At 57.4% G+C, this 21329-nt stretch carries 18 protein-coding genes and 1 pseudogene; 8 read left to right on the forward strand and 11 right to left on the reverse strand.

Going from position 1 to position 21329, the window contains the following annotated elements:
- Positions 1–185: 185 nt before the first annotated feature.
- From ACB035_RS18205 to glpT, 9 genes are all read right to left on the reverse strand, one after another.
- On the reverse strand, positions 186–1376 hold the full coding sequence (locus tag ACB035_RS18205; RefSeq protein WP_371167852.1) for an amino acid aminotransferase: 1191 nt from the start codon (positions 1374–1376) through the stop codon (positions 186–188).
- 145 nt (positions 1377–1521) lie between these two features.
- Positions 1522–2463, reverse strand: a complete 942-nt coding sequence (locus tag ACB035_RS18210; protein WP_371167853.1) for a hypothetical protein — start codon at positions 2461–2463, stop codon at positions 1522–1524.
- A gap of 171 nt (positions 2464–2634) precedes the next feature.
- The gene (hdfR, locus tag ACB035_RS18215) at positions 2635–3507 is read right to left on the reverse strand and encodes an HTH-type transcriptional regulator HdfR (protein ID WP_005337525.1); all 873 of its coding nucleotides are present in this window, start codon (positions 3505–3507) and stop codon (positions 2635–2637) included.
- Entirely contained in the window at positions 3507–3878 is a 372-nt protein-coding gene (locus ACB035_RS18220) for a DUF413 domain-containing protein (protein WP_005350885.1), read from the reverse strand. The genes hdfR and ACB035_RS18220 overlap by 1 nt, the downstream gene beginning before the upstream one ends.
- A 298-nt stretch (positions 3879–4176) precedes the next feature.
- Positions 4177–4659, reverse strand: coding sequence for a serine protease inhibitor ecotin (gene eco / locus ACB035_RS18225; RefSeq protein ID WP_005337529.1), 483 nt, complete (start codon positions 4657–4659; stop codon positions 4177–4179).
- Between the two features lie 218 nt (positions 4660–4877).
- Complete coding sequence (gene glpQ / locus ACB035_RS18230) at positions 4878–5966, reverse strand: glycerophosphodiester phosphodiesterase (protein WP_005337531.1); 1089 nt, start codon at positions 5964–5966, stop codon at positions 4878–4880.
- Positions 5967–6072: 106 nt separating this feature from the next.
- On the reverse strand, positions 6073–7560 hold the full coding sequence (gene glpD / locus ACB035_RS18235) for a glycerol-3-phosphate dehydrogenase (protein WP_371167854.1): 1488 nt from the start codon (positions 7558–7560) through the stop codon (positions 6073–6075).
- A 317-nt stretch (positions 7561–7877) separates the two neighbouring features.
- Positions 7878–8636 (reverse strand): DeoR/GlpR family transcriptional regulator, encoded by a 759-nt coding sequence (locus ACB035_RS18240; protein ID WP_005347045.1) that lies wholly within the window; start codon positions 8634–8636, stop codon positions 7878–7880.
- A gap of 102 nt (positions 8637–8738) precedes the next feature.
- Positions 8739–10097, reverse strand: a complete 1359-nt coding sequence (glpT, locus tag ACB035_RS18245; RefSeq protein ID WP_005337540.1) for a glycerol-3-phosphate transporter — start codon at positions 10095–10097, stop codon at positions 8739–8741.
- A 489-nt stretch (positions 10098–10586) separates the two neighbouring features.
- Between glpT and ACB035_RS18250 the strand changes: the two genes are divergently transcribed.
- From ACB035_RS18250 to ACB035_RS18265, 4 genes are all read left to right on the forward strand, one after another.
- Positions 10587–11435: an MIP/aquaporin family protein gene (locus ACB035_RS18250; protein WP_005337544.1), complete on the forward strand. Its 849-nt coding sequence runs from the start codon at positions 10587–10589 to the stop codon at positions 11433–11435.
- 54 nt (positions 11436–11489) lie between these two features.
- Complete coding sequence (gene glpK / locus ACB035_RS18255; RefSeq protein WP_005337546.1) at positions 11490–12992, forward strand: glycerol kinase GlpK; 1503 nt, start codon at positions 11490–11492, stop codon at positions 12990–12992.
- Positions 12993–13218: 226 nt separating this feature from the next.
- Positions 13219–15195: a methyl-accepting chemotaxis protein gene (locus tag ACB035_RS18260; RefSeq protein WP_371167855.1), complete on the forward strand. Its 1977-nt coding sequence runs from the start codon at positions 13219–13221 to the stop codon at positions 15193–15195.
- 193 nt (positions 15196–15388) lie between these two features.
- Positions 15389–15622 carry a hypothetical protein gene (locus ACB035_RS18265; RefSeq protein WP_005337550.1) on the forward strand — a complete coding sequence of 78 codons (234 nt, stop codon included), beginning with the start codon at positions 15389–15391 and terminating at the stop codon, positions 15620–15622.
- Between the two features lie 171 nt (positions 15623–15793).
- Here the strand turns inward: ACB035_RS18265 and ACB035_RS18270 are convergent, their stop codons facing one another.
- Positions 15794–16696, reverse strand: a complete 903-nt coding sequence (locus ACB035_RS18270; protein WP_371167856.1) for a LysR substrate-binding domain-containing protein — start codon at positions 16694–16696, stop codon at positions 15794–15796.
- A 195-nt stretch (positions 16697–16891) separates the two neighbouring features.
- Here ACB035_RS18270 and ACB035_RS18275 point away from each other — a divergent pair, with 195 nt between their 5' ends.
- The 4 genes and pseudogenes from ACB035_RS18275 (at position 16892) to dkgB (ending at position 19980) form a co-directional block, all read left to right on the forward strand.
- The gene (locus ACB035_RS18275) at positions 16892–17290 is read left to right on the forward strand and encodes a DUF6404 family protein (RefSeq protein WP_371167857.1); all 399 of its coding nucleotides are present in this window, start codon (positions 16892–16894) and stop codon (positions 17288–17290) included.
- Positions 17277–17625 (forward strand): annotated as a pseudogene (locus tag ACB035_RS18280) (VOC family protein). Before ACB035_RS18275 ends, ACB035_RS18280 begins: the two are co-directional and overlap by 14 nt.
- A gap of 1189 nt (positions 17626–18814) precedes the next feature.
- Complete coding sequence (locus ACB035_RS18285; protein WP_371167858.1) at positions 18815–19111, forward strand: putative quinol monooxygenase; 297 nt, start codon at positions 18815–18817, stop codon at positions 19109–19111.
- Between the two features lie 65 nt (positions 19112–19176).
- The gene (gene dkgB / locus ACB035_RS18290) at positions 19177–19980 is read left to right on the forward strand and encodes a 2,5-didehydrogluconate reductase DkgB (RefSeq protein WP_371167859.1); all 804 of its coding nucleotides are present in this window, start codon (positions 19177–19179) and stop codon (positions 19978–19980) included.
- 161 nt (positions 19981–20141) lie between these two features.
- Here dkgB and ACB035_RS18295 read toward each other — a convergent pair whose 3' ends face one another.
- On the reverse strand, positions 20142–21152 hold the full coding sequence (locus ACB035_RS18295; RefSeq protein WP_371167860.1) for an HAD family hydrolase: 1011 nt from the start codon (positions 21150–21152) through the stop codon (positions 20142–20144).
- Positions 21153–21329 lie beyond the last annotated feature (177 nt).

Below are 21329 nucleotides of genomic sequence, written 5' to 3' on the forward strand. Positions count from 1 at the left end.
GTGCCAGTTTAAAAGTCAGCGAGTAATCGCGCTGTGTCCGTTTCACACCTTGTCCCATCGGGTTCTCCATTTATTGGGGGGAAAGGTGTAAACCATATTCAGGACGGGACATGGTGATCAAAAAAGCCCGTCACCAAGGTGACGGGCTTTTTCATGGCATAGAACCAGAACACAAGGTGATGCGATTACAGCACCTTGGCGATCGCCTCGCACAGAGGATCGATATTGGCGCGGGTAATACCGGCTACGCTGATCCGGCCGGAGCCGACGATGTAGATGGCAAATTCGCTCTTGAGGCGCTCCACCTGATCCTTGGTGAGACCGGAGAAGGAGAACATGCCGTTCTGCTCGCGGATAAAGCTGAAATCCTGGCTCACGCCGAGGGCAGCCAGCTTCTCTACCAGCAATTCGCGCATCTCGCGAATACGCACCCGCATAGCGGCCACTTCTTCGACCCACTCGGCATAGAGAGCCGGATCGCTCACCACGGCGGTGACCACAGCGGCGCCGTGTGACGGCGGGTTGGAGTAGTTGGCACGGATCACTGTCTTGACCTGAGTGAAGGCCACATCGGCGATCTCTTTGGTCGCGCTGACCAGCGTGAAGGCGCCGACCCGCTCGTTGTAGAGGCCGAAGTTCTTGGAGAAAGAGCTCGCCACCAGCAGCTCGTCATGGCACTCGGCGAAGATACGCAGGCCTTCGGCATCCTCTTCGATACCACGGGCAAAACCCTGATAGGCGAAGTCAAACAGCGGCAACCAGCCGGCAGCAGCACTCTGCTTGGCCAGCGCACGCCACTGATCAGCTGTGGGGTCGATACCGGTCGGGTTGTGGCAGCAACCGTGCAGCAGCACCAGCTCACCCGGCTGCACTTCGGCCAGCGAAGCCTGCATGGCGGCAAAGTCGAGTCCCTTGGTGGCGGCGTCGTAGTACTTGTACCACTTGACGGTCAGACCGGCGGCCTGGAACACGCTGACGTGGTTGGCCCAGGTGGGATCGGAGATCCAGATGGTCTTGGCCAGACCGTTGCGCACCACGAATTCGGCCGCGATACGCAGGGCACCGGTACCGCCCGGCGCTTGCGCGGTCTTGGCGCGACCGCTGGCAACCAGCGCAGAGTGCTGCCCGAACAGCAGTTGCTGCACGATGCGGCCATATTCGATATTGCCTTCAATACCGAGGTAGTTCTTGGTCTTCTCGTCGGTCAGCAGCTTCTGCTCGGCTTTCTTGACGCAGTGAAGAATGGGGGTGGCACCGGACTCGTCCTTGTAGATCCCTACGCCCAGATTGATCTTGTGGCTGCGAGAGTCAGCGCGGAAGGCTTCGGTCAGGCCCAGGATCGGATCCGCTGGGGCGGCAACAACCTTTTCAAACATGGTATTCCCTGTATTCCGTTGAGTTCGTTGGGTGGCAAAGCGGCTTGATAAACAAAAGCGCTCATCTGGCGAGCGCTTCGTCAACTCTTTATATCACCGCGTTCAATGAGGGAAAACCGCTTTTTGGCTCGCTTTCAGGCCAATTTCAACCAACGGCATGCCACGCTGGAGCCAGCGCACACACCTCGGCCGACAAGCCACCATTGGACTCAACCAAACCGCTACAAACTGCTAACAATGACTTGGGGATCCGGCTCGGCTCCCAGGGCCGAGCCTCAGTCAAAGGCTGGGCATACGCGCTGAGAATGGGGGCCAGATCACGGGGCAACCACCAGCTGGCCGGACGACCCAGCCGCTGGGCCAGCGCCTGCAGCCGATCCACCCCGGCAGGGTCGAGGGCAGTGAGATGACTCCACAGCACATTGGGGGGCAAGGCGGCCACCACCTGCTGCAAGGCAAAGGGAGCCGATGGGGGGGCCCACACCAGCAAGGTGCCGGGATCAAGAGGCATCTCGGCAAAGGCGCCGACGCTGTCTGTGGTGATCACACGCTCGATACTCCCCTCCCCCCAGAGGATCTTGCCAAGACCCGCCAGGGTGCGCTCGGGCAGCGCCACCTCCCCCAGCGCCTGCAACCAGGGGGCTGCGTCGATCAGGGTGCCGCCGCTGAAAAAGAGGCTGAACGGCTGGGCGGCGCGCAAGCGCAACAGCTGATCGGCGCAGAGCCGGATCCCCTTGTCCTCGAAATCAATCTGCTCGTTGGGGGTGAAGTTCACCTCTGACTTGCGATAGAGCGCCGCCAGCACCCGTTCGTTGACCAGCTCCCCCAATTGCCAGCCCTGAGCATGCAACCACTCCTCGGGCTCGGGGGGGGCAGTTGCGATCTCGGCCAGCATCAGCTCGCGGGTGAGATAGCGCCGTCCGGCCGGGGTGAGCTCATAGCTGTGGCTGCCATGGGCGAGCAGCAGCTGGTTATCCTTGAGCAGGCCCACCAGCGGTTGCCACTGGCGGCCACGGATCACCACAGGTGAGTGGCTCAGCAACTGCTGCGCCAGCGCCCGCCATTCGGGGTGACTAAAGTCGATCAATTACAATCCATCCCTGTCAGTGCTCAATCGGATAAACAGCCTGAAAAGGTACCGTTACAGGCCGATGACGCCAAGCCTCCCGCGCCAATTACGTGACTTCGCTCCCTGCAATTTTCCCCAAACAGAAGAGCCCACCGTGGGGTGGGCTCTTTCTTGGATAACACTCGACGCTTATTCGACGTTGAGGCGCAGTTCGGCATCGTGCCAACCCAGTGGCAGGGTCAACAGCTGATCGATCAGCTCCCGGCGATCGGATTTCTCCAGATAGGCAAGATAGAGCGGACGGCTCAGCGGCTGGCCCCCCTCCACCAGATGGAGCGCCCCCTTCTCGAGGAAGGGGCTGACCATCCGCCGTGGCAGGTAGGCAGCGCCACCGTTGGCCAGCACGAACTGCAACGCCATGCTGGCGGAGCTGGAGTGCAGCACCGGGGTCTTTTGCAGGCTCTGCAAGCGGCTGGGTTGCGGCTCGAAGCTGGTGCCCCAGTCGAGGTGGATGTGCGGCATCTGCATCAGGTTGTCGGCATTGGCGGCCGGATCCCGGCTCACCAGCTCGAACACCAGCTCACCGATGGGATGCAGGGCAATCTCGTCGATCTTGGTGGGCTCGGAGAGCAGGGCCAGATCGAGGGAGCGCTCCAGCAACTGGCGGCAGAGGTGCTCGCGGGAGGCTGTTTCCAGCCGCACCGCCAAACCGGGCGCCAGCGCATAGATGTGATTGAGCCAGTCGTTGAAATCGAGCTCCCAGAACACCGCGGGCGCGCCGATAGCCAACTGCTGGCTGAATCCCGGCGAGAGCGCAACATCCTGCTTGGCGCGACCAAGGGTGTGCAAGATGGCGTCTGCGTAGGGCAGCAGACGCTCACCGGAGGCGGTCAGGCGGATGTTGTTGCGATGACGGGCAAACAGACTGACACCCAGTTGCTGCTCTAGCTGGCGGATCCGAAAACTCACCGCCGACTGGGTCAGGTAGAGATTTTCAGCAGCCCGGCCAAAGTGCCGGGTCTTGCTCACCTCGATAAAGGTCCGAAGCAGCTCGGTATCCATTAATCGATGGACTCGTCACTGCCACCGCCGCTGCCACCACCGACATCAAAGCTGCCGCCACCGCTGCTCTCTTCGCTGGCGCCGCCAACGACGGTGCAGAGGCGATGAACGCGCTTGGGACCGATCACCTTGAGGTACTTGAACCACACCTTGGCATGGGGGTTGGCACCGGCTTCGCCGGATTTGACCTGTTCGACGAAGGCGGACTCGACATCGTCACGGGGTGCAAGGTTGCCCTGGTAGAGTGCCAGCATGGCGGTACCATACTTTTCCAGACTGTCCGCTTCGGCCACAGTGAATTCACCACTGCGACGCAGGCCACGGGGAAAATGTTTGAAGTCGTTGAAACGCTTGTCTGATTCGAAGCTCATAGTGCTCTTTTTTCTGGTTAGTTTGACCTTTGCGGGCAAGTATCATCAGGCCATCGCCGAGTGCAAAATCAATTTTCTCACTATGTTAATAAATATCTTTTATCGAAGTCACTTTGCCCCATCGCTGACGCCGATTTTGTGGCATAACACACAAAAAACGTTGATAAATAATAAACTTATGTAAACGTGCAGCCAATTTGCACGTCACTTTTGGGACTTCGCAGGCAAAAATAAAGCGCCATACGGCGCTTTATTTATCACATCAGGTGAACCAGCTGAACCTTTGGTTCAAACATGCTTACTCAATCATGGCCGGTTGGGCCAGGTTGTCGGCACGCCACAGACGGTAGCGCACTTCATACTCCTGCGGCACGTAGATCACGAACGGCAGTTTTGAGTTGTAGTTCACGAAGAAGCCCTGACCGTAGATCTGGACGAAGGTCTCTTTCTGCTGGTTATCCGGGCACATCATCAGGGTGCTGATGGGGTCGGAAACCTTGCCCAGTTTCAGGTAGTTGTAGCCCCAGCCTTTGACGCTGTGCTGTTCCAGGTTGCCTGCAAAACGCGGTACGTTGCAATCAACCATCATCTTTTTGCCGACCTGCAGCTCGACCATCATGTCGGCTTCTTTTTCGACTTCAGGCAGGCGGATCACCACACGTTCCTGATTCACGTCAGCGGCTGGGAACATGCTGATATCAAATTTTTTCGGCTCGGCGGCGAAGGCATGGCCACCCAGCAACAAGGCGCCCAGCAGGCTAAAACGCAATACGGTTTTCATCTGTACCTCATGGGGTTGGTTCAACGCCGCTAGACTAACCGCTCTGCCGATTTCATGCCAGCGATCTGCTACGTAAAAACTGCGTAAAATGATGCAGATCCGGCACACCATGACGTGATCTGGCTATTTTCTGACAGGGCGCACACTCCCGTTGCGAGAACCTGAAACAAAAAGCGAGGCCAATTAGCCTCGCTTTGCATTCAAATGGCGCCAGAGTGCTATTTGGCCGCCTCTTGATGGGCCTTGATGACGGCCACCGCCTTGTCGGGGAAGTCGCTGAACACCCCATCCACATCGGCCTGATAGAGGAAGATATTAAGTAGATCGGTGAAGTCCTTGGCATAGGCCGGGATCTGCCCCTCATCCTGACGGAAGGTATAGGGGTGAACTTTCAGGCCCGCCGCATGGGCTTCTTTTACCATGCCGGTGAAGACCGGTTTGCCCAAAGTGCCCGGCTCGGTGACGATCATCGGTTTCCACGGTCCAATCCCTTCGGCATAGCTGGCGATGGTTTTCATCGCTCCCGGCTTGAACATCCAGTCATAGTTGTAGGGGGTCGCCTTACCCTTGGCGTCGTAGACCATGGTCTCGTTCCAGTCGGTCTCGGCCATCAGCTGCACCAGTTTCAGATCCATACCCATGGCGGGCATCAGCTCGCTGTTGATGCGCTTGAGTTCATCGGCATCGAAGCACTGCAGATAGACCTTGTCATCCTTCCCGGTATAGCCGTACTCCTTGAGCACCTTCAGCACTGCTTTGGAGATATCCTTGCCTTCGTGACGGAACAGCCAGGGCGCCTTGATCTCCGGGTAGATGCCGATGTTCTTGCCGGTGCTCTTGTTGAGCCCCTGGATCATCTCGATCTCCTCCTGGAAGGTGTGGATCTTGAAGTCTGACTTCCAGAGCGGGAAGCGGGCCGGATAGACCGGCACCTGCTTGCCATCCACCAGCTGGAACGGCTCGGTCATGCGCAGGGAACGCACCTCGTCCAGGGTGAAATCCACCACATAGTAACGGCCGTCCGGACGGGCACGACCGGGGAAGCGCGCCGCCACATCGGTGATACCATCGAGGAAGTGATCGTGCATCACCACCAGCTGGTCATCCTTGGTCATCACCAGATCCTGCTCCAGATAGTCAGCCCCCATGCCATAGGCCAGCGCCTTGGACTCCAGGGTATGCTCGGGCAGGTAGCCGGAAGCGCCACGGTGGGCGATCACCACCTTGCCTTCATCGGCAGCCAACACGGGTAATGAGAGGGATGCCCCAAGGCTCAAGGCGATGAGGGAAACGGCGAGTTTTTTCATATGTGATGCTCTTTATTATTGTGTGTAGGTAATTGTTCTATCAGAGGTTTGTTGCATATTTACGGTGGAAAGCGGTGGGCAGCAGCGTACTGCCCACCGTCACACATCAGCTCGCCTTGCGCAGAGCCTGATGGTATTGGTCGAGCCAGATCTGCAGCATCTGCTGCTCTGACTCGTTCAGGCGCAGCCCCAGCTTGCTGCGGCGCCAGAGGATATCGTCCAGTGAACAGGCCCACTCCCGTTCGATGAGATAGCGCACTTCCGACTCGTACAGGCCGCCACCGAAGTGAATGCCGCGATCCTCTTTCAGCCAAAGACGGGCATGGGCGCCATAAGCTTCGGCAATGCGCAGGGCGCTGCGATCATCGAGCCAGTCAAACTCCAGCGCAAAGGCACGGGCCAGCTCGCGTACCGAGCAGTCAAACTCGCCGCCGGGCAGACGGCTGCTCGCCGTCCAGTCATCCCCCATCTGGCTGAACCAGGGCTTGAGCTTGTTGCAGGCGGCCTGTGCCAGCTTGCGATAGGTGGTGAGCTTGCCACCAAATACCGAGAGCAGCGGCGCGCCGTCAGACTCGCCAGAGAGTTCGAGAGTGTAGTCGCGGGTCACCGCTTGCGGCGAGTCTGACTCGTCATCACAGAGCGGGCGCACCCCGGCATAGGTCCAGATCACATCTTTCGGCGCAATTTGGCGAGTGAAGTGGGCGTTGACCACCTTGCACAGGTAGGTAATTTCGGCCTCGCTGATCTTCGCTTCCCGCGGGCTGCCGTGATGCTCCACATCGGTGGTGCCGATAAGGGAGTAGTCCTGCTGATAAGGGATGACGAAGACAATGCGGTTGTCCTCGTTTTGCAGGATATAGGCCTCTTCGCGCTCATGGATGCGCGGCACTATCATGTGGCTGCCTTTAATAAGGCGAATGCCGCGGGGGGATTTCTCGTGCAGGCTCTCGTCGTAGAAGGTCTTGACCCAGGGGCCCGCGGCATTGACCAGACCACGGCAGGTGACGGTGAACTGCTCGCCCCCTTCCCGCTCCAAAGTGAGCGTCCAGTGTTTGGAACCGCGCACCGCCTTGATGCAGCGAGTGCGGGTCTGCACGTCGGCCCCCTTGTCACGGGCCATCATGGCATTGAGCACCACCAGCCGGGCGTCGTCGACCCAGGCGTCCGAGTATTCAAATCCCTTGTTGATCCCCGCGGTCAAGCCATCTTGCGGCAGAAAGCGCACGCCGCAGCTCCCCTTGAGCTTGTCGCGCTTGGCCAGATTGTCATAGAGGAACAGACCGGCACGGATCATCCAGGCCGGACGCAGGTGTGGACGGTGCGGCAGGCGAAAACGCATGGGACGCGCGATGTGGGGTGCCATACCGAGCAGCACCTCCCGCTCCGCCAACGCCTCTTTCACCAGCCGGAATTCGTAATGCTCGAGATAGCGCAAACCGCCGTGGATCAGCTTGCTGGAGTTGGACGAGGTGGCAGAGGCGAGATCTTGCGCCTCAAACAGGGCTACCTTCAGACCCCGTCCTGCCGCATCGGCTGCGATGCCGACCCCGTTGATGCCGCCACCGACGACGACCAGATCATAATGTTCGCTCATGTTCACCTACTTTCATTTTTATGATTGCTATAACAGCAATGTTTGATTTCGCTCATTTTAGAACATGAAAATACAACAAACGAACATTTTATGGCGAAAGTGTGATCGCCACAGCCCGCCAGAGGTGGCAAAGGGAACAGGTCAGCGGAGCCAATGGCGTCGGGCCAACATCGGCGGGTTAATAGCCAAAAAAACCAGATTGAATAGTGGTTTTTGCAATACCTATAAAGGGGTGAGATGAGTGCGGGACTGGGGGAGATAAAGATAAAGGAGGCCGCCCTGACGGGCGACCGGCACAGCCTTGGCGTGTTTCGCCGTTAGCAGATGTGGCAGGCGATCTGGTGTTGCGCCATCAATCGCGTCAGCTTTTCCGGTGGCTCCTGATCGGTAAAGAGGGCGTGGATCTGGCTGAGATTGCCCAGATTGACCATGGCATTGCGACCAAACTTGGTGTGGTCGGCGGCCAGGAACACCTGACGGGAGTGAGCGATAATGGCCTGGGCGATCTTCACCTCGTGATAGTCGAAATCGAGCAGGGAGCCGTCGTTGTCGATCCCCGAAATCCCAATGACGCCATAGTCCATGCGAAACTGACCGATAAAGTCGCGGGTCGCCTCCCCCACGATGCCACCATCGCGGTTGCGGATCTCGCCGCCGGCAATGATGACGGTGAAGTCATCCTTGGCCGTCAGAATGCTGGCCACGTTGAGGTTGTTGGTGACGATGCGCAGCTCGCGGTGATCGAGCAGGGCGCGAGCAATCGCCTCGGTGGTGGTGCCTATGTCGATAAAGAGCGATGAGCCGTCGGGAATATTGGCCGCGACCTCGCGGGCGATGCGCTCTTTCTCCTTGAGTTGCATCACTTTACGGGCGCTGTAGGCGGTATTGACGGTACTCGAATGCAGGGAGGCACCGCCATGATGGCGCCGGATCTTGTTCTGTTCGGCGAGATCGTTCAGATCCCGGCGAATGGTCTGGGGGCTGACGTCAAAGTGGGTCACCAGATCGTCGGTCGAGACAAATCCCTGCCGCGTCAGGACGTCCAGGATCTCCAGATGTCGTTGGGTTTGCTTCACGCTTACACTCCGATGATGAGACAAAAAAAGGCCCCGGCAGATGCGGGGCCTTTTGGCAGTTTACCTGATCCCCTTTGGGATCAATAAGCTGAGGATCACGTTTTATGCCTTATGGGCAGCCGCTTTCTTGGCCGCAACGGCAATGTTCTCATGCTTGAGGGTCATCGCCAGCAGGATGATGGAGAGCACGCAGGAGACGGTCAGCACCATGAAGCCGCCATCCCAACCGAAGTGGTCAACGGTATAACCCAGCATGGCGTTGGCTGCCACGGCGCCGCCCAGATAACCGAACAGACCGGTGAAACCTGCCGCAGTACCGGCTGCTTTCTTCGGTGCCAGCTCAAGAGCATAGAGGCCAATCAGCATGACAGGGCCGTAGATCAGGAAGCCGATTGCCACCAGCGCCATCATGTCGATGGTCGGGTTGCCGGCCGGGTTGAACCAGTAAACCAGCACAGCCAGGGTCACCAACACCATGAACAGGATACCGGCCGGTGCACGGCGGCCCTGGAACATCTTGTCAGAGATCCAGCCACACAGCAGGGTGCCCGGAATACCGGCCCACTCGTAGAGGAAGTAAGCCCAAGAGGAGTTGTCGACGGTGAAGTGCTTGGCCTCTTTCAGGTAGGTTGGCGCCCAGTCCAGCACACCGTAACGAATGAGGTAAACGAAAGCGTTGGCGATCGCGATGTACCACAGCAGTTTGTTGTGCAGCACGTACTTGACGAAGATCTCCTTGGCGGAGAACTCCTGCTCGTGGCTCTCGTTGTAATCCTTCGGATAGTCGTTCTTGTACTCCTCGATAGGAGGCAGACCGACCGATTGCGGGGTATCACGCATCACGAAGAAGGCGATCACCGCGATGGCGGCCGCCGCTGCCGCAGGCACATAGAAAGCGCTGCGCCAGTCGTTGAACCAGCCCATCCCGAGGATAAACAGCGGGCCAATCATGCCGCCACCCACGTTGTGCGCCACGTTCCAGACCGCAACCACTTCGCCGCGCTCTTTCTGTGACCACCAGTGCACCATGGTGCGACCGCAGGGCGGCCAGCCCATGCCCTGTGCCCAACCGTTCAGGAACAACAGCACAAACATGATGGCAATGCTGGAGGTGGCCCAGTGCATGGTACCCATCATGAACATGATGGCAGCCGAGAGCAGCAGACCGGCGGAGAGGAAGTAACGGGCGTTGGAACGGTCAGAGACGTTCCCCATCAGGAACTTGGACAAACCGTAAGCGATGGAGACCCCGGAGAGCGCGAAACCGAGATCACCACGGGAGAAGCCCTGCTCGATCAGATAGGGCATCGCCAGACTGAAGTTTTTCCGTACCAGATAGTAGCCGGCGTAACCGAAGAAGATCCCGAAAAACACCTGCCAACGCATGCGTTTGTAGAAGGGGTCGACCTTGTCAGCCGGGAGCCTGTCGATGTGCGCCGCAGGCCTGAAGAGACTAAGCATGTTCTGCTTCCTTATTGTTGTTATGGGCGGTTGAGGATGCCCTGACCATTCCAACGAATCATGTGAGTCCACTAATTCGTAAGCGAGCCTATTGTGCTCATATGCGCTCATTTAATCTGTGATGCATGCTCAAATATTGCAGTTTTATTACAAATAAAAGCTCCAAATGAGAAATCACTCAGCAAGCGCCAGCCCTTGTGTGGCAAGGGTTGCAAGCTACCTCCTAAGTGGTAACTGGCGGTTATCAAGATGCTTTACGTCACATTTTCTTAGCAATGAGTGGGATCTTGTCCACATTTCCTATGGAGGGGGGATGGTGAAATTATTGGGAAGGGTTATTTTCTGTCACGACCGATAACGAGCGCAAACGAGCATAACGTTTGCGCAAGACGCAAAAACAACAAGGAAACGTTTTCGGCATCAACGGATAGACACAAAAAGATAAAACGGAACATCAAACCTCTACGGGTGGATATAAGGAACAAAAGTATGAGCATACAAAGACCCAATACTCTGCTTGGCGAGTGCATCGCCGAGTTTATCGGAACCGGCCTGCTGATATTTTTCGGCGTCGGATGTGTGGCGGCACTGGTGCTGGCAGGCGCCAACTTCGGGCAGTGGGAAATCTCCATTACCTGGGGTCTGGGTGTGGCCATTGCCATCTATGTGACCGGTGGCATTTCAGGTGCCCACCTCAACCCGGCTGTAACCCTGGCACTGATGACCTTCTGCGGGTTCGACAAGCGCAAGGTGGTGCCCTACATCATCGCCCAGATAGCCGGTGCCTTCTGCTTCGCGGCCCTTGTCTACTTCCTTTATGGTAACCTTTTCACCCAGTGGGAAGTGACCCATAACGTGGTGCGCGGCAGCGTCGAGAGCCTCGGCACCGCCGGGATCTTCTCCACCTACCCCAATGCCCTGCTGACCAATATGCAAGCTTTTGCCGTCGAGCTGGTGATCACTGCCGTCCTGATGCTGGGCATCATGGCGCTGGGTGATAACAACAACGGCGCTCCCAAAGGTTTCGCAGCCGCTCTGCTGATCGGTATCCTGATCGCGGTGATCGGCGCCTCCCTTGGCCCGTTAACCGGTTTTGCCATGAACCCGGCCCGTGACTTTGGTCCGAAACTGTTCGCGTTCTTTGCTGGCTGGGGTGATGTTGCCCTGACCGGTGGTCGTGACAACCCCTACTTCTGGGTTCCGATCCTTGGCCCCATCGTTGGCGCCCAGATTGGTACCGCTCTGTATGTCAAAGTGCTGGCTCCCTGCGTCCCGGGCAACCGTGTCGTCACCACCGAGCAAGCGACCCAAACCGCCAAAGAAGAGGCTGCCGCATAAGAGCGGCCCCCTCCAACGTATAAAAACGTGGAAAATAGAAACGTGGAGAACATCATGTCTGCTGAAAAGAAATATGTCGTCGCTCTGGACCAGGGAACCACCTCTTCCCGCGCCATCGTGTTTGATCAGGATGCCAACATTGTCGGTACCTCCCAGCGCGAATTCACCCAGCACTACCCGAAAGCGGGCTGGGTAGAGCACGACCCGATGGAGATCTGGGCGACCCAATCCTCCGTCTTTACCGAAGTGCTGGCCAAGACCGGCCTGCGCAGCGAAGAGATCGCTGCCATCGGTATCACCAACCAGCGTGAAACCACAGTGGTATGGGAAAAGGCCACCGGCAAGCCCATCTACAACGCCATCGTCTGGCAGTGCCGCCGCACCGCCGCCATCTGCGAAGAGCTCAAAGCTCGCGGTCTGGAAGAGTATGTTCGCGAGAACACCGGTCTGGTGCTGGATGCCTACTTCTCCGGTACCAAGGTGAAGTGGATCCTCGACAACGTGGAAGGTGCCCGCGAGAAAGCGATGAACGGCGAACTGCTGTTCGGCACCATCGATACCTGGCTGGTCTGGAAGATGACCAATGGCGAAGTGCACGTCACTGACCCGACCAACGCCTCCCGGACCATGCTCTACAACATCCGCGAGCTGAAGTGGGACGAGAAGATGCTGGACGAGCTGGGCATCCCCATGTCCATGCTGCCGGAAGTGAAACCCTCTTCCGAAGTGTACGGCTACACCACCCGTGGCGGCGGCTCCCGCATCCCCATCGCCGGTATTGCCGGTGACCAGCAGTCTGCCCTGTTCGGCCAGCTCTGCTTTGAAAAAGGGATGGCCAAGAACACCTACGGCACCGGCTGCTTCATGCTGATGAACACCGGCACCGAGCCGGTTCGCTCCAGCAACGGCCTGCTGACTACCGTTGCCATCGGCCCGAAAGGGGAAGTGAACTACGCGCTGGAAGGTGCGGTATTCATGGGCGGCGCCACCATCCAGTGGCTGCGTGACGAGCTGAAGATCATCCACGATGCCCGCGATACTGACTACTTCGCCTCCAAGGTGGGTGACACCAACGGCGTCTATCTGGTACCGGCCTTCGTTGGTCTGGGCGCCCCCTACTGGGATCCGTATGCTCGCGGCACCATGGTCGGTCTGACCCGTGGTGCCAACCGCAACCACATCATCCGTGCTGCGCTGGAATCCATCGCCTATCAGAGCCGCGATGTGCTGGATGCGATGCAGCAGGACTCCGGCATCAAGCTGGCAGCTCTCAAGGTAGACGGCGGCGCCGTAGCCAACGACTTCCTGATGCAGTTCCAGGCTGACATGATGCACACCCCGGTGGTACGTCCGACCCGCATCGAGACAACCGCTATGGGCGCCGCCTTCCTGGCAGGTCTGGCCGTCGGTTTCTGGAAGAGCTCGGACGAGCTGGAAGACAAGTTCAGCGTGGACCGCGAGTTCATCCCGCAGATGGACAGAGACGATCGCGCCAAACGTTACAGCGGCTGGCAAAAAGCGGTTGAGCGTTCACGCCGTTGGGCTGAAGAGGATTGATCGGGCACCCGACATTCCGTTGAGATAAACACCAGAGAGGCCGACCGCAATGTCGGCCTCTCTTTTTATGCTTTCCCTTGCCGGTTTCTGCCCCCTTCCCCGCTCATTGCTCCCTCCAGTTTTTCTGCCCCCCTCTGTTGTCACCATCCACCACAACGCAATTGAGTTCTCTATCTATAATCATCATCTGGGTCGCATATGCGACCTTATTTATGAGGAGAGCGATATGGAGAGGGCGATACACCGTTTTACACTGCACTCACTCTGGTCAAGGCTCGGGATCCGCACCCGGATCCTCGCTGGCGTGGCGATACTGATGGCCATCGCCATCAGCTGCATCACCTTGATCCTCGAGCAGATATCCCACAGTCAGGCCCAGCAGCGGGTCGAACGCTACGAGCTGCCAAGCAGCGTGGATCGCATTGCCAACCAGCTGACCGCGCAGCTTATCCAGCACCTGACCGAAGCGCAGGCGCTGGCCAGCAACCGTTTTGTCATCGACTGGCTGACCGCTGGCATGCCAGAGCAAGAGTGGCCCGCCATGGAGCATTACTTTCAGGATCTGCAACGGCGGATCGGCGGCAACGTCTTTATCGCACCCCGCCAGAGCAACACCCTGATCAACTTCAGCGGCGGCCCCACCGCCCAGAAATCGCTGAGCGAATCAGACCCGAAAGATGGGTGGTTTTTCGGCTTTCTCAAACGCAGCAAACCCTATGAGCTGAACCTCGACATCTCGGATTTTGACAAGCGAGCCTCCCTCTATATCAACACCGCCGTCACCCACGAGGGCAAGACTCTGGCGGTGGCAGGCACATCCATTGACATGAGCGCCCTGAGCAAGCTCATCAGCGGCTACCGGATCGGCAAGAGTGGTCAGGTCTATCTGGCCGACATGGAGGGCAATATCGAGATCCACCCCGAGCAGGAGGTGGAAGGCGCCGCCCACCACCAGCAATCCTTCCTCGATACCGTCAAGCGGCTTATTCCCAATGCCCGGGAACAGGTGGCCGTAGAGGCGCTAACGCTGGAGGGGCAAACCTACCTCATCGCGGTACGTTACATTCCCACCCTCAACCGGCTGCTGATTGGCGAGATCAACAGCGCCGAGCTGGAAGAGGGACTGCAGGAATCCCGCCAGCTCATTATCATGGTGTCGCTCGCCATCGGCGGGATCGCCATGCTGGCCTCCGCCTGGCTGGCTCACTCCATCAGTCGCCCCATTCGTCAGGCTGCCGATGGCATGCACCACATCACTGCCGATCGGGATCTGGCAACCCGCCTCGACTTCTCTGACGAGTCGGAGCTGGGGCTGATGGCCCAAAGCTTCAATCGGCTGATCCAGAGCCTGAACCAGAGCTTCTCCCGCTTCCAGCAGTCAGGCAGTGCCCTCTCAGCGCAGTCATCCCAATCCATGCAGCAGGCCCAGGCACTGGCAGGAGAAGCGTGCCAGCAGGCCCAGAGCATTCAGGAGCTGACCACTGTGGTCACCACCATCGGCGACAACGCCGAGCAGATTGCCAGCCGCTCTGAAGGGGTCAACGACGTAACCCAACGCATCGCCAACCATATGCTCAGCATCGAGCAGGATGTGACCCAGAGCGCCGCGCAACTCGACACCTTGCGCAGCAGCATCGGCAGCTCCTCGGCCCTGCTCGATGAAGTGGTGAAAGACAGCAACAACATTACCCAGATCATGAATCTCATCCGCGATGTCTCGAACCAGACCAACCTGCTGGCCCTCAATGCGGCCATCGAAGCGGCCCGGGCAGGGGATATGGGACGGGGCTTTGCGGTGGTGGCCGACGAGGTACGCCAGCTGGCGGTGCGTACCCAGACCGCCACCAAGGATGTGCAGGATCTTATCTTGCGCCTGCAGGAGGGAACCCGGCAGGCCAGCAGCTCGATGGCAGACTCCCGCAACCTGAGCGAAGAGGGATACAACCGGATGAATCAGGCCAGAGAGGTGCTGGTGGATGCCACCAGCCAGATCAACCAGACCGCCCTCGAGATCAACGAGATCAGCGCGCTGGCGCAGGCGCAGAATCAACAGATGGGGCAAGCCAGAACGGCGCTTGACGAGCTGGCCATGGTGGCCGAACACCAGCGGGAACACGCGCAGGAGAGCAATGCCGCCAGCCGCGAACTGTTCGAACTGGCCAAGGCCATCGACGAGCAGATCCGCCAATACCGGATTGGCTAGGCCCGGCGCTTCCCTCTCTCCCTCTCAATAACCAAGACGCCACCACCGGGTGGCGTTTTCATTTTGCAAATCATTTTGCCTGCGCTCTCGAAACGGGAATGACGAAAAAACTCGCAAGACATTGATAATTAACATGAAAAAATGTGGAACGGCCATTGCTTAGTGATATCAGACTCAACAGAGGGATATCGCCATGAAACCGACCACCACTCAAGCGCCCGTAGCCCACGTCGCCACTCAAAAAGAGACCCTGACCCCCCGCGAAGGCACCTTCCTGATGATGGTGGCCCAACTGGTGGTGCTCACCTGCATCGTACTGGCCGCCACTGTCGGCGGCCTCTCATGGCAGTGGACCCTGCTGCTGGCCATTCCGCCGGTGATCGGCGGCGCCCTGCTCAGCAGGGTATGGGGCAAACTGCCCCGCTAACTGCGTTTCAGCTCACACACCTTCCCGAACCGGCGGCCGACCCTCAAGTCGGCCGTCTGTTTATCTGCCACCAGGCTAATGCTGATTGGCCGCAACGAAGGCGCAGCTTGTTCTTCGCCAAACAAACCGCAGTGACTCACCGTCCAAACAAACCGCACAAACCAACCTGCACTAAAGGGTATGGCTGCCCAGCTGCTCTTTGAGAAAGTCGAGCCAGACCCGCAGTCGGATATCCCGCTGGGCATCGGAGTAGAAGACCGCATTGATGGGGCGCGAGGCGCCGCTGTTACTGCGGGCCAGCACCTCCAGCAGCGCGCCGCTCTCCCGATCCGGCCCGGTCATAAAATCCGACAGACAGACGATCCCCTGCCCCGCCAGCGCCAGCTGACGCAAGGTTTCACCGCTGCTGGCACGCAGACTGGGGGTGATGGCAAAGCGATCCCCCTGCTCGGCACTGAGCAGCGGCCAGTGGTTGAGGTGATCGGGATGCAAAAATCCAAGCAGCTCGTGACCGCTCAGCAGATCTGCCGGTTGGCGCGGGGTGCCGCGCTCGCTCAAGTAAGCAGGAGAGGCCAGCAGCCGCAACCGCGAACGACCAAGGGGCAGCGCACGCAGGGAGGAGTCGGTCAACTCGCCGATGCGGATGGCCATGTCCACCCGCCGCTCCATCAGATTGATAAAGCCCTCCGAGCTGTGCAGCTGCAGCTCGATGGCAGGATAGCGACGTCGAAACTCGCCGATAATTGGCACCAGCCGGTGCAGAATAAAGGGGGTAGCGGCATCGACTCTCAACACCCCTTCGGGTTGTTCCCGGCGCATCAGCAGATGCCCCTCCGCCTCGCTCATCTCGGTCAGGATCTTCACCGCCCGCTGATAGAACCAGCTCCCCTCCTCGGTCAGACTGACCCGTCGGGTGGTGCGATTGAGCAGTACGGTGGAGAGCTTCTCCTCCAGCCGCTTGATGCCACGGCTCACCACCGAGTTATCCATACCGAGGTTCTCCGCCGCCTGGCGAAAACTGCCCGCCTCCACCACCGCCACAAACAGGGTCAGTTCATCAGAATGGGTCTTCATTGCTGTTATCCGGACAAGAGTAATGGGCCTTTATAGGCGCAGCCGCTGTGGATTGGCAAGCGTGCGGTGAGGCCAGTTCTTTTTTTCTACAGAGAAAGAACGTGACCGCGAGCCCACATCATGCTCGCGATTTGTCAGTACAATGCAGCCTAAAAAGCACCGTATGACACCACTTGCTTCACAAGGATTAATACCATGACATTTGAAGAACAGCTGGCCGCCGCCCATCAGGAGCTGGCTAACAAAGGGGTATGGCAGTCCAACTACAATCTCCCCTTGTTCTGGTTGTTGCGCCAACTGGGTTGGTCTGTCAAACCGCCACATTACGAGAGCTGGCTTACCAACTTTCTGGTATTTGGCATCGGCCTTGGACTGATCTGGAGCATACTGTTGTGGTTTTTCAGCTGGCAACCCATGGGTATGGATCTGATATTTGCTCTACGTCAAACCGCTTTTTTTGCGGGATTAATCGGCCTCATTATGGCCAGTGTCCTCAGGTTACGGCACAAGCAACTTAAACTGACCCCGTGGGAACAACTTGCTGAGCCCAGCGATGCTGATGATGAGGGAGACGAACTGAATGAAAGCCCATGAAAAACTGAACTATGTGGAGTTTGCGGCCAAGGATCTCGCCGCGACCAAGGCATTCTTTCAGGCTGTATTTGGCTGGCAGTTTGTTGATTACGGCCCCGACTACAGCGCCTTTGCCAATGAGGAGCTGGATGGCGGATTCTATCGAGCGGATCAGTGCAGCGGGCGGCGCCCTGCTGGTGTTCTACAGCGCCGATATTGAAGCGACCCAAGCCAAGGTGAGCCAACACGGTGGCACCATCAGTCGCCCACTATTTGACTTCCCCGGTGGCTGCCGTTTCCACTTCGTTGAGCCCAGCGGCAATGAGTTTGCGGTCTGGTCGGTGCAAGCTAAATAACTGATCCTAATAGTGCTCCATCTTGCCGGAAGCCTTGTGGCGTAAGGCATTTGTGCAATCTGGCGAGAAAGCCTGAAGTGACAAGGCTTAGCGCACGATGCGTGCTCAACGTCACTTGTAGAAGCTGTACGAGTGCAGTGATCTACTATTCGGAACAGCTATTTAGCTGCCTGATAATACTGGACGACGTGAAACAATATACATCCATATTATTCATAATATCGTTCTCTACTACATATCCGAAAGGTTTATAAAAGAAAATACCGAGCCGTTTTTTGAAAAAAAACAGGTGAAGTGTTCATTTCATATTACGTGTTCTTGACTTAATCACGGCATTTAAGACACAGCCCCCCATTAATATTATTACATTTTATTGCAGATACAGATGGCTATCAGATTGCATCAAAATTTCAAGGTGTTATTTTGAAGGTAGTTACAGTAGAATATCATGCCATCTATATGGCAATTTTATAAAAGGTGTTCTATGAGCCCAGAATAAATTAATCTTGTAACTGAATCAATCAAGGCTATTGAAAGTAAAGGATCGAACGAATGGATTCCAGTTATTGCAGCCCTTGGCGGTGCAGTTTTGGGTTCGTTCAGTTCAATTATTACTTCTAGCATAATTGAGCGTAAAAAAGAGAAAATGTTTTCATTGCAAATTACAAGATCTCTGATTGCCGAGATATCCGCATTACTTAATTTAATGGAAACAAGAGGATTTTTTGACAGTATCAATAACGCCATTGCTCATTTAAAAGAAAATCCAGATGATACATACATATTAGCCTCCGATATCCCACCTCATTATTCCAGAGTATATCAAGAAAACTGTAAATATTTGGGCGTAGTAGATCATGAAACATCGAAGCAAATTATTAATTTCATCATTTAGCAGATGCAATAGTTCAAGATGTTAAGATGGATGGAACATTCAGCAAATCACCTACAATCGAAGCTTATGTAGAAGCACATAAGATCCTGACGCTTGCAATCAGAATCGGTCGAAACTTAGAAACTAAAAAAATAAATTGTTGGTTCGTTTAATGAGGTCATTAGCGTATTCCTCTTATATGTCCTGGATTACCCCATTGCTGCTCTCCCCTCAATACTGTTTTGCGACCAGCGCCCTGTTTCCTGCAAGTCACGGCAGGCATACTGACCCTTCGTTTTTGCCAAGGAGGTTCAGATGTCATCACCCGTGATTGTGATTGCCCAGCTTGAAGCCAAACCCGAATTCGCCGCCCAGTTTCGCGCCGCCCTTGAGCCGCTGATTGCGGCCACCTTGCAAGAGGCGGGCTGCCAGCGCTATCAGCTGCACCAAGACTTGGACAATCGAAACAGCTGGATGCTCTACGAGGTGTGGGAGAGCGAAGCGGCCCTCACCGCCCATCAGGGCCAACCCCACTTTACCGAATTTGTCACCAAGGCCGAGCCCTGGTTTGCCAGCAGCACCATTCGCCGCTATCAGCCACTGGGCGCCTGACTGGCCCTAGAGCCTGTTTCTGTTCAGCCCATCAAGGGCCAACCACCACCCCATTGAGGAACGAGATGATCAATATGCCACCCATGGGTCTGGGCACCTTCCGCCTGAAGGGCGAGCCGCTGCTTGCCACCCTGACCAACGGTCTGGAGCTGGGCTATCGCCATATCGATACCGCCCAGATCTATGACAACGAAGCCGAAGTCGGCGCCGTGCTGACCCGCAGCACTGTTGCCCGTCACGAGATCTACCTGACCACCAAGGTGTGGACCAGCGAGTTTGTCCCGGGCAAGCTGATCCCGAGCCTTGAGGTGAGCCTGGAAAAACTGGGCACCGACTATCTGGATCTGGCGCTGATCCACTGGCCCTCCCCCAAGGATGAGGTGCCGATGGCGGTCTATCTGGAGCAGCTGGCCGAGGCCAAGGCCCGGGGCCTGACCCGGGAGATCGGGGTCTCCAACTTCACCGTGGCCCAGCTCAAACAGGCTATCGAGATTTTGGGGCCGGGGGCCATCGCTCACCAACAGATCGAGGTTCATCCACTGCTGCAAAACCGCAAAGTGGTCGAGTTCTGCAAAGCCCACGGTATCGCCGTCACCGCCTATATGCCGCTCGCCTATGGCAAGGTGCTGAGCGAGCCGCTGCTGATGGAGATTGGCCAGCGCCACGGGGTATCGGCGGCACAGGTGTCGCTGGCCTGGCTGCTGGCGCAGGGCATGACAGTGATCCCGAGCTCCACCAAGCGGGAGAATCAGGCTGCCAATCTGGCCGCTCTCGATATCACCTTGAGCAGCGAGGAGATGGCCGCCATCGCCACGCTGGATCGGGGCGAGCGCTGCGCCAATCCCGATTTTGCCCCCGCATGGGACTGACGCGAAAGGCGTGAGACTAACGCGAAAGAAAGGCTGGCTCGCCAGCAAGCCAAATTAAACAGGGAGAGCATCATGCTCTCCCTGTCTCTTTTCTTGCCTCACGCTTTGCAGCGCTTGCTGAACGTCCAGCCGCCATATTGATGCCAGATGCAGCCCCGCAATCAGGGCGCGTTCTGGCAAAGGGCGGGATCGAATACCTGATTCCAGTCTGATTTCATATCGACCACCACCCAGCCCCGCGCTTTTGCCTGTGCCAGCCCGTCGATCAGCTTGCCGCTGGCTGGCGGATGGCTGTCGTAGGCGTATTCGCGCTTGGCATCGGTGTGGTGCACCAACAAACCAAAAGTGTGGTAATCCGGGTTGGTCGAGGTGTATTGCAGCATGGGCACGTCGCCATCGCTGTTACCAAAGGCGCCGACCGGACGCTGCCCCATAAAGAGGTGAATGGCGGCCGGTTTCGCCTTGCTGTCATCGAAATAGGCGCCGTTCATGGTCTTGCGGATCTCGCTGCCCTCCCCGGTCAGGGCAAACTCGCCGAGGGTAAATGAGCCAATCACCTGCTGGGGCGGGATGCCATACATCTGCTCGGACATCACCCGCATAAAGTCGACGCCGCCGCCGGAGACAATCCAGGTCTGGAAGCCATTGTCCCGCAAGTAGTGCAGCAGCTGCTTCATCGGCAGATAACCGAGCTGATCGTAGTGGCAGCCAAAACGGGGATCCTTGCTGCTGTTGACCCAGCGAGTGACCCGCTCGGCAAACTCGGTGGTAGTCATGCCGCTGTGGGTCAGTCCCACCAGCTTGGCGAGCCCCTTCTCCCCCGATTTGGCCACGGCCTTGAGGTCGTTGTTCAGCACTGCCGCGACGATGGGGTCGGCCTTCCACTCCGGGTGTTCCGGCACCAGGCGCTTGATCTCGTCCATCGCAAACTGCAGCTGATAGGTCATGGGTGCTTCCGGCCAGAGGGTGCCGTCATTGTCAAACACCACATGGCGCTTCTCTGGCGGAATAAAAGTGGCCTGCTGCTGATCGGTGGCATTGGTTACCCAGCGGGTGATCGCCTGCTTGGCTGCCGTGTCATTCCAGGCAGAGAGGGGATCGCTCTGGCCAGCCTGTACCGCAAAGGCGCCGCACAGCAGCAAAAGAGAGGAGAGTCGATTCAATGTCATCATGTTACCTGTCAGCTGGATATTGCCTGTCTATTGCCTGTAGATGAAAGCGCACGGCCATCACAACACCGACGCGCATGGGTTCAACACACACGGGTTTCACAGGAAAAATCCTATGGCTGCCAGCTTGTACTGGAGCTTAAGCAAGCTCAGAAAAGGAGCAGCGTTCATCCCGTTCTG

This window comes from Aeromonas sp. S12(2024) (genome assembly GCF_041402305.1).
Classification (GTDB): domain Bacteria; phylum Pseudomonadota; class Gammaproteobacteria; order Enterobacterales; family Aeromonadaceae; genus Aeromonas; species Aeromonas veronii.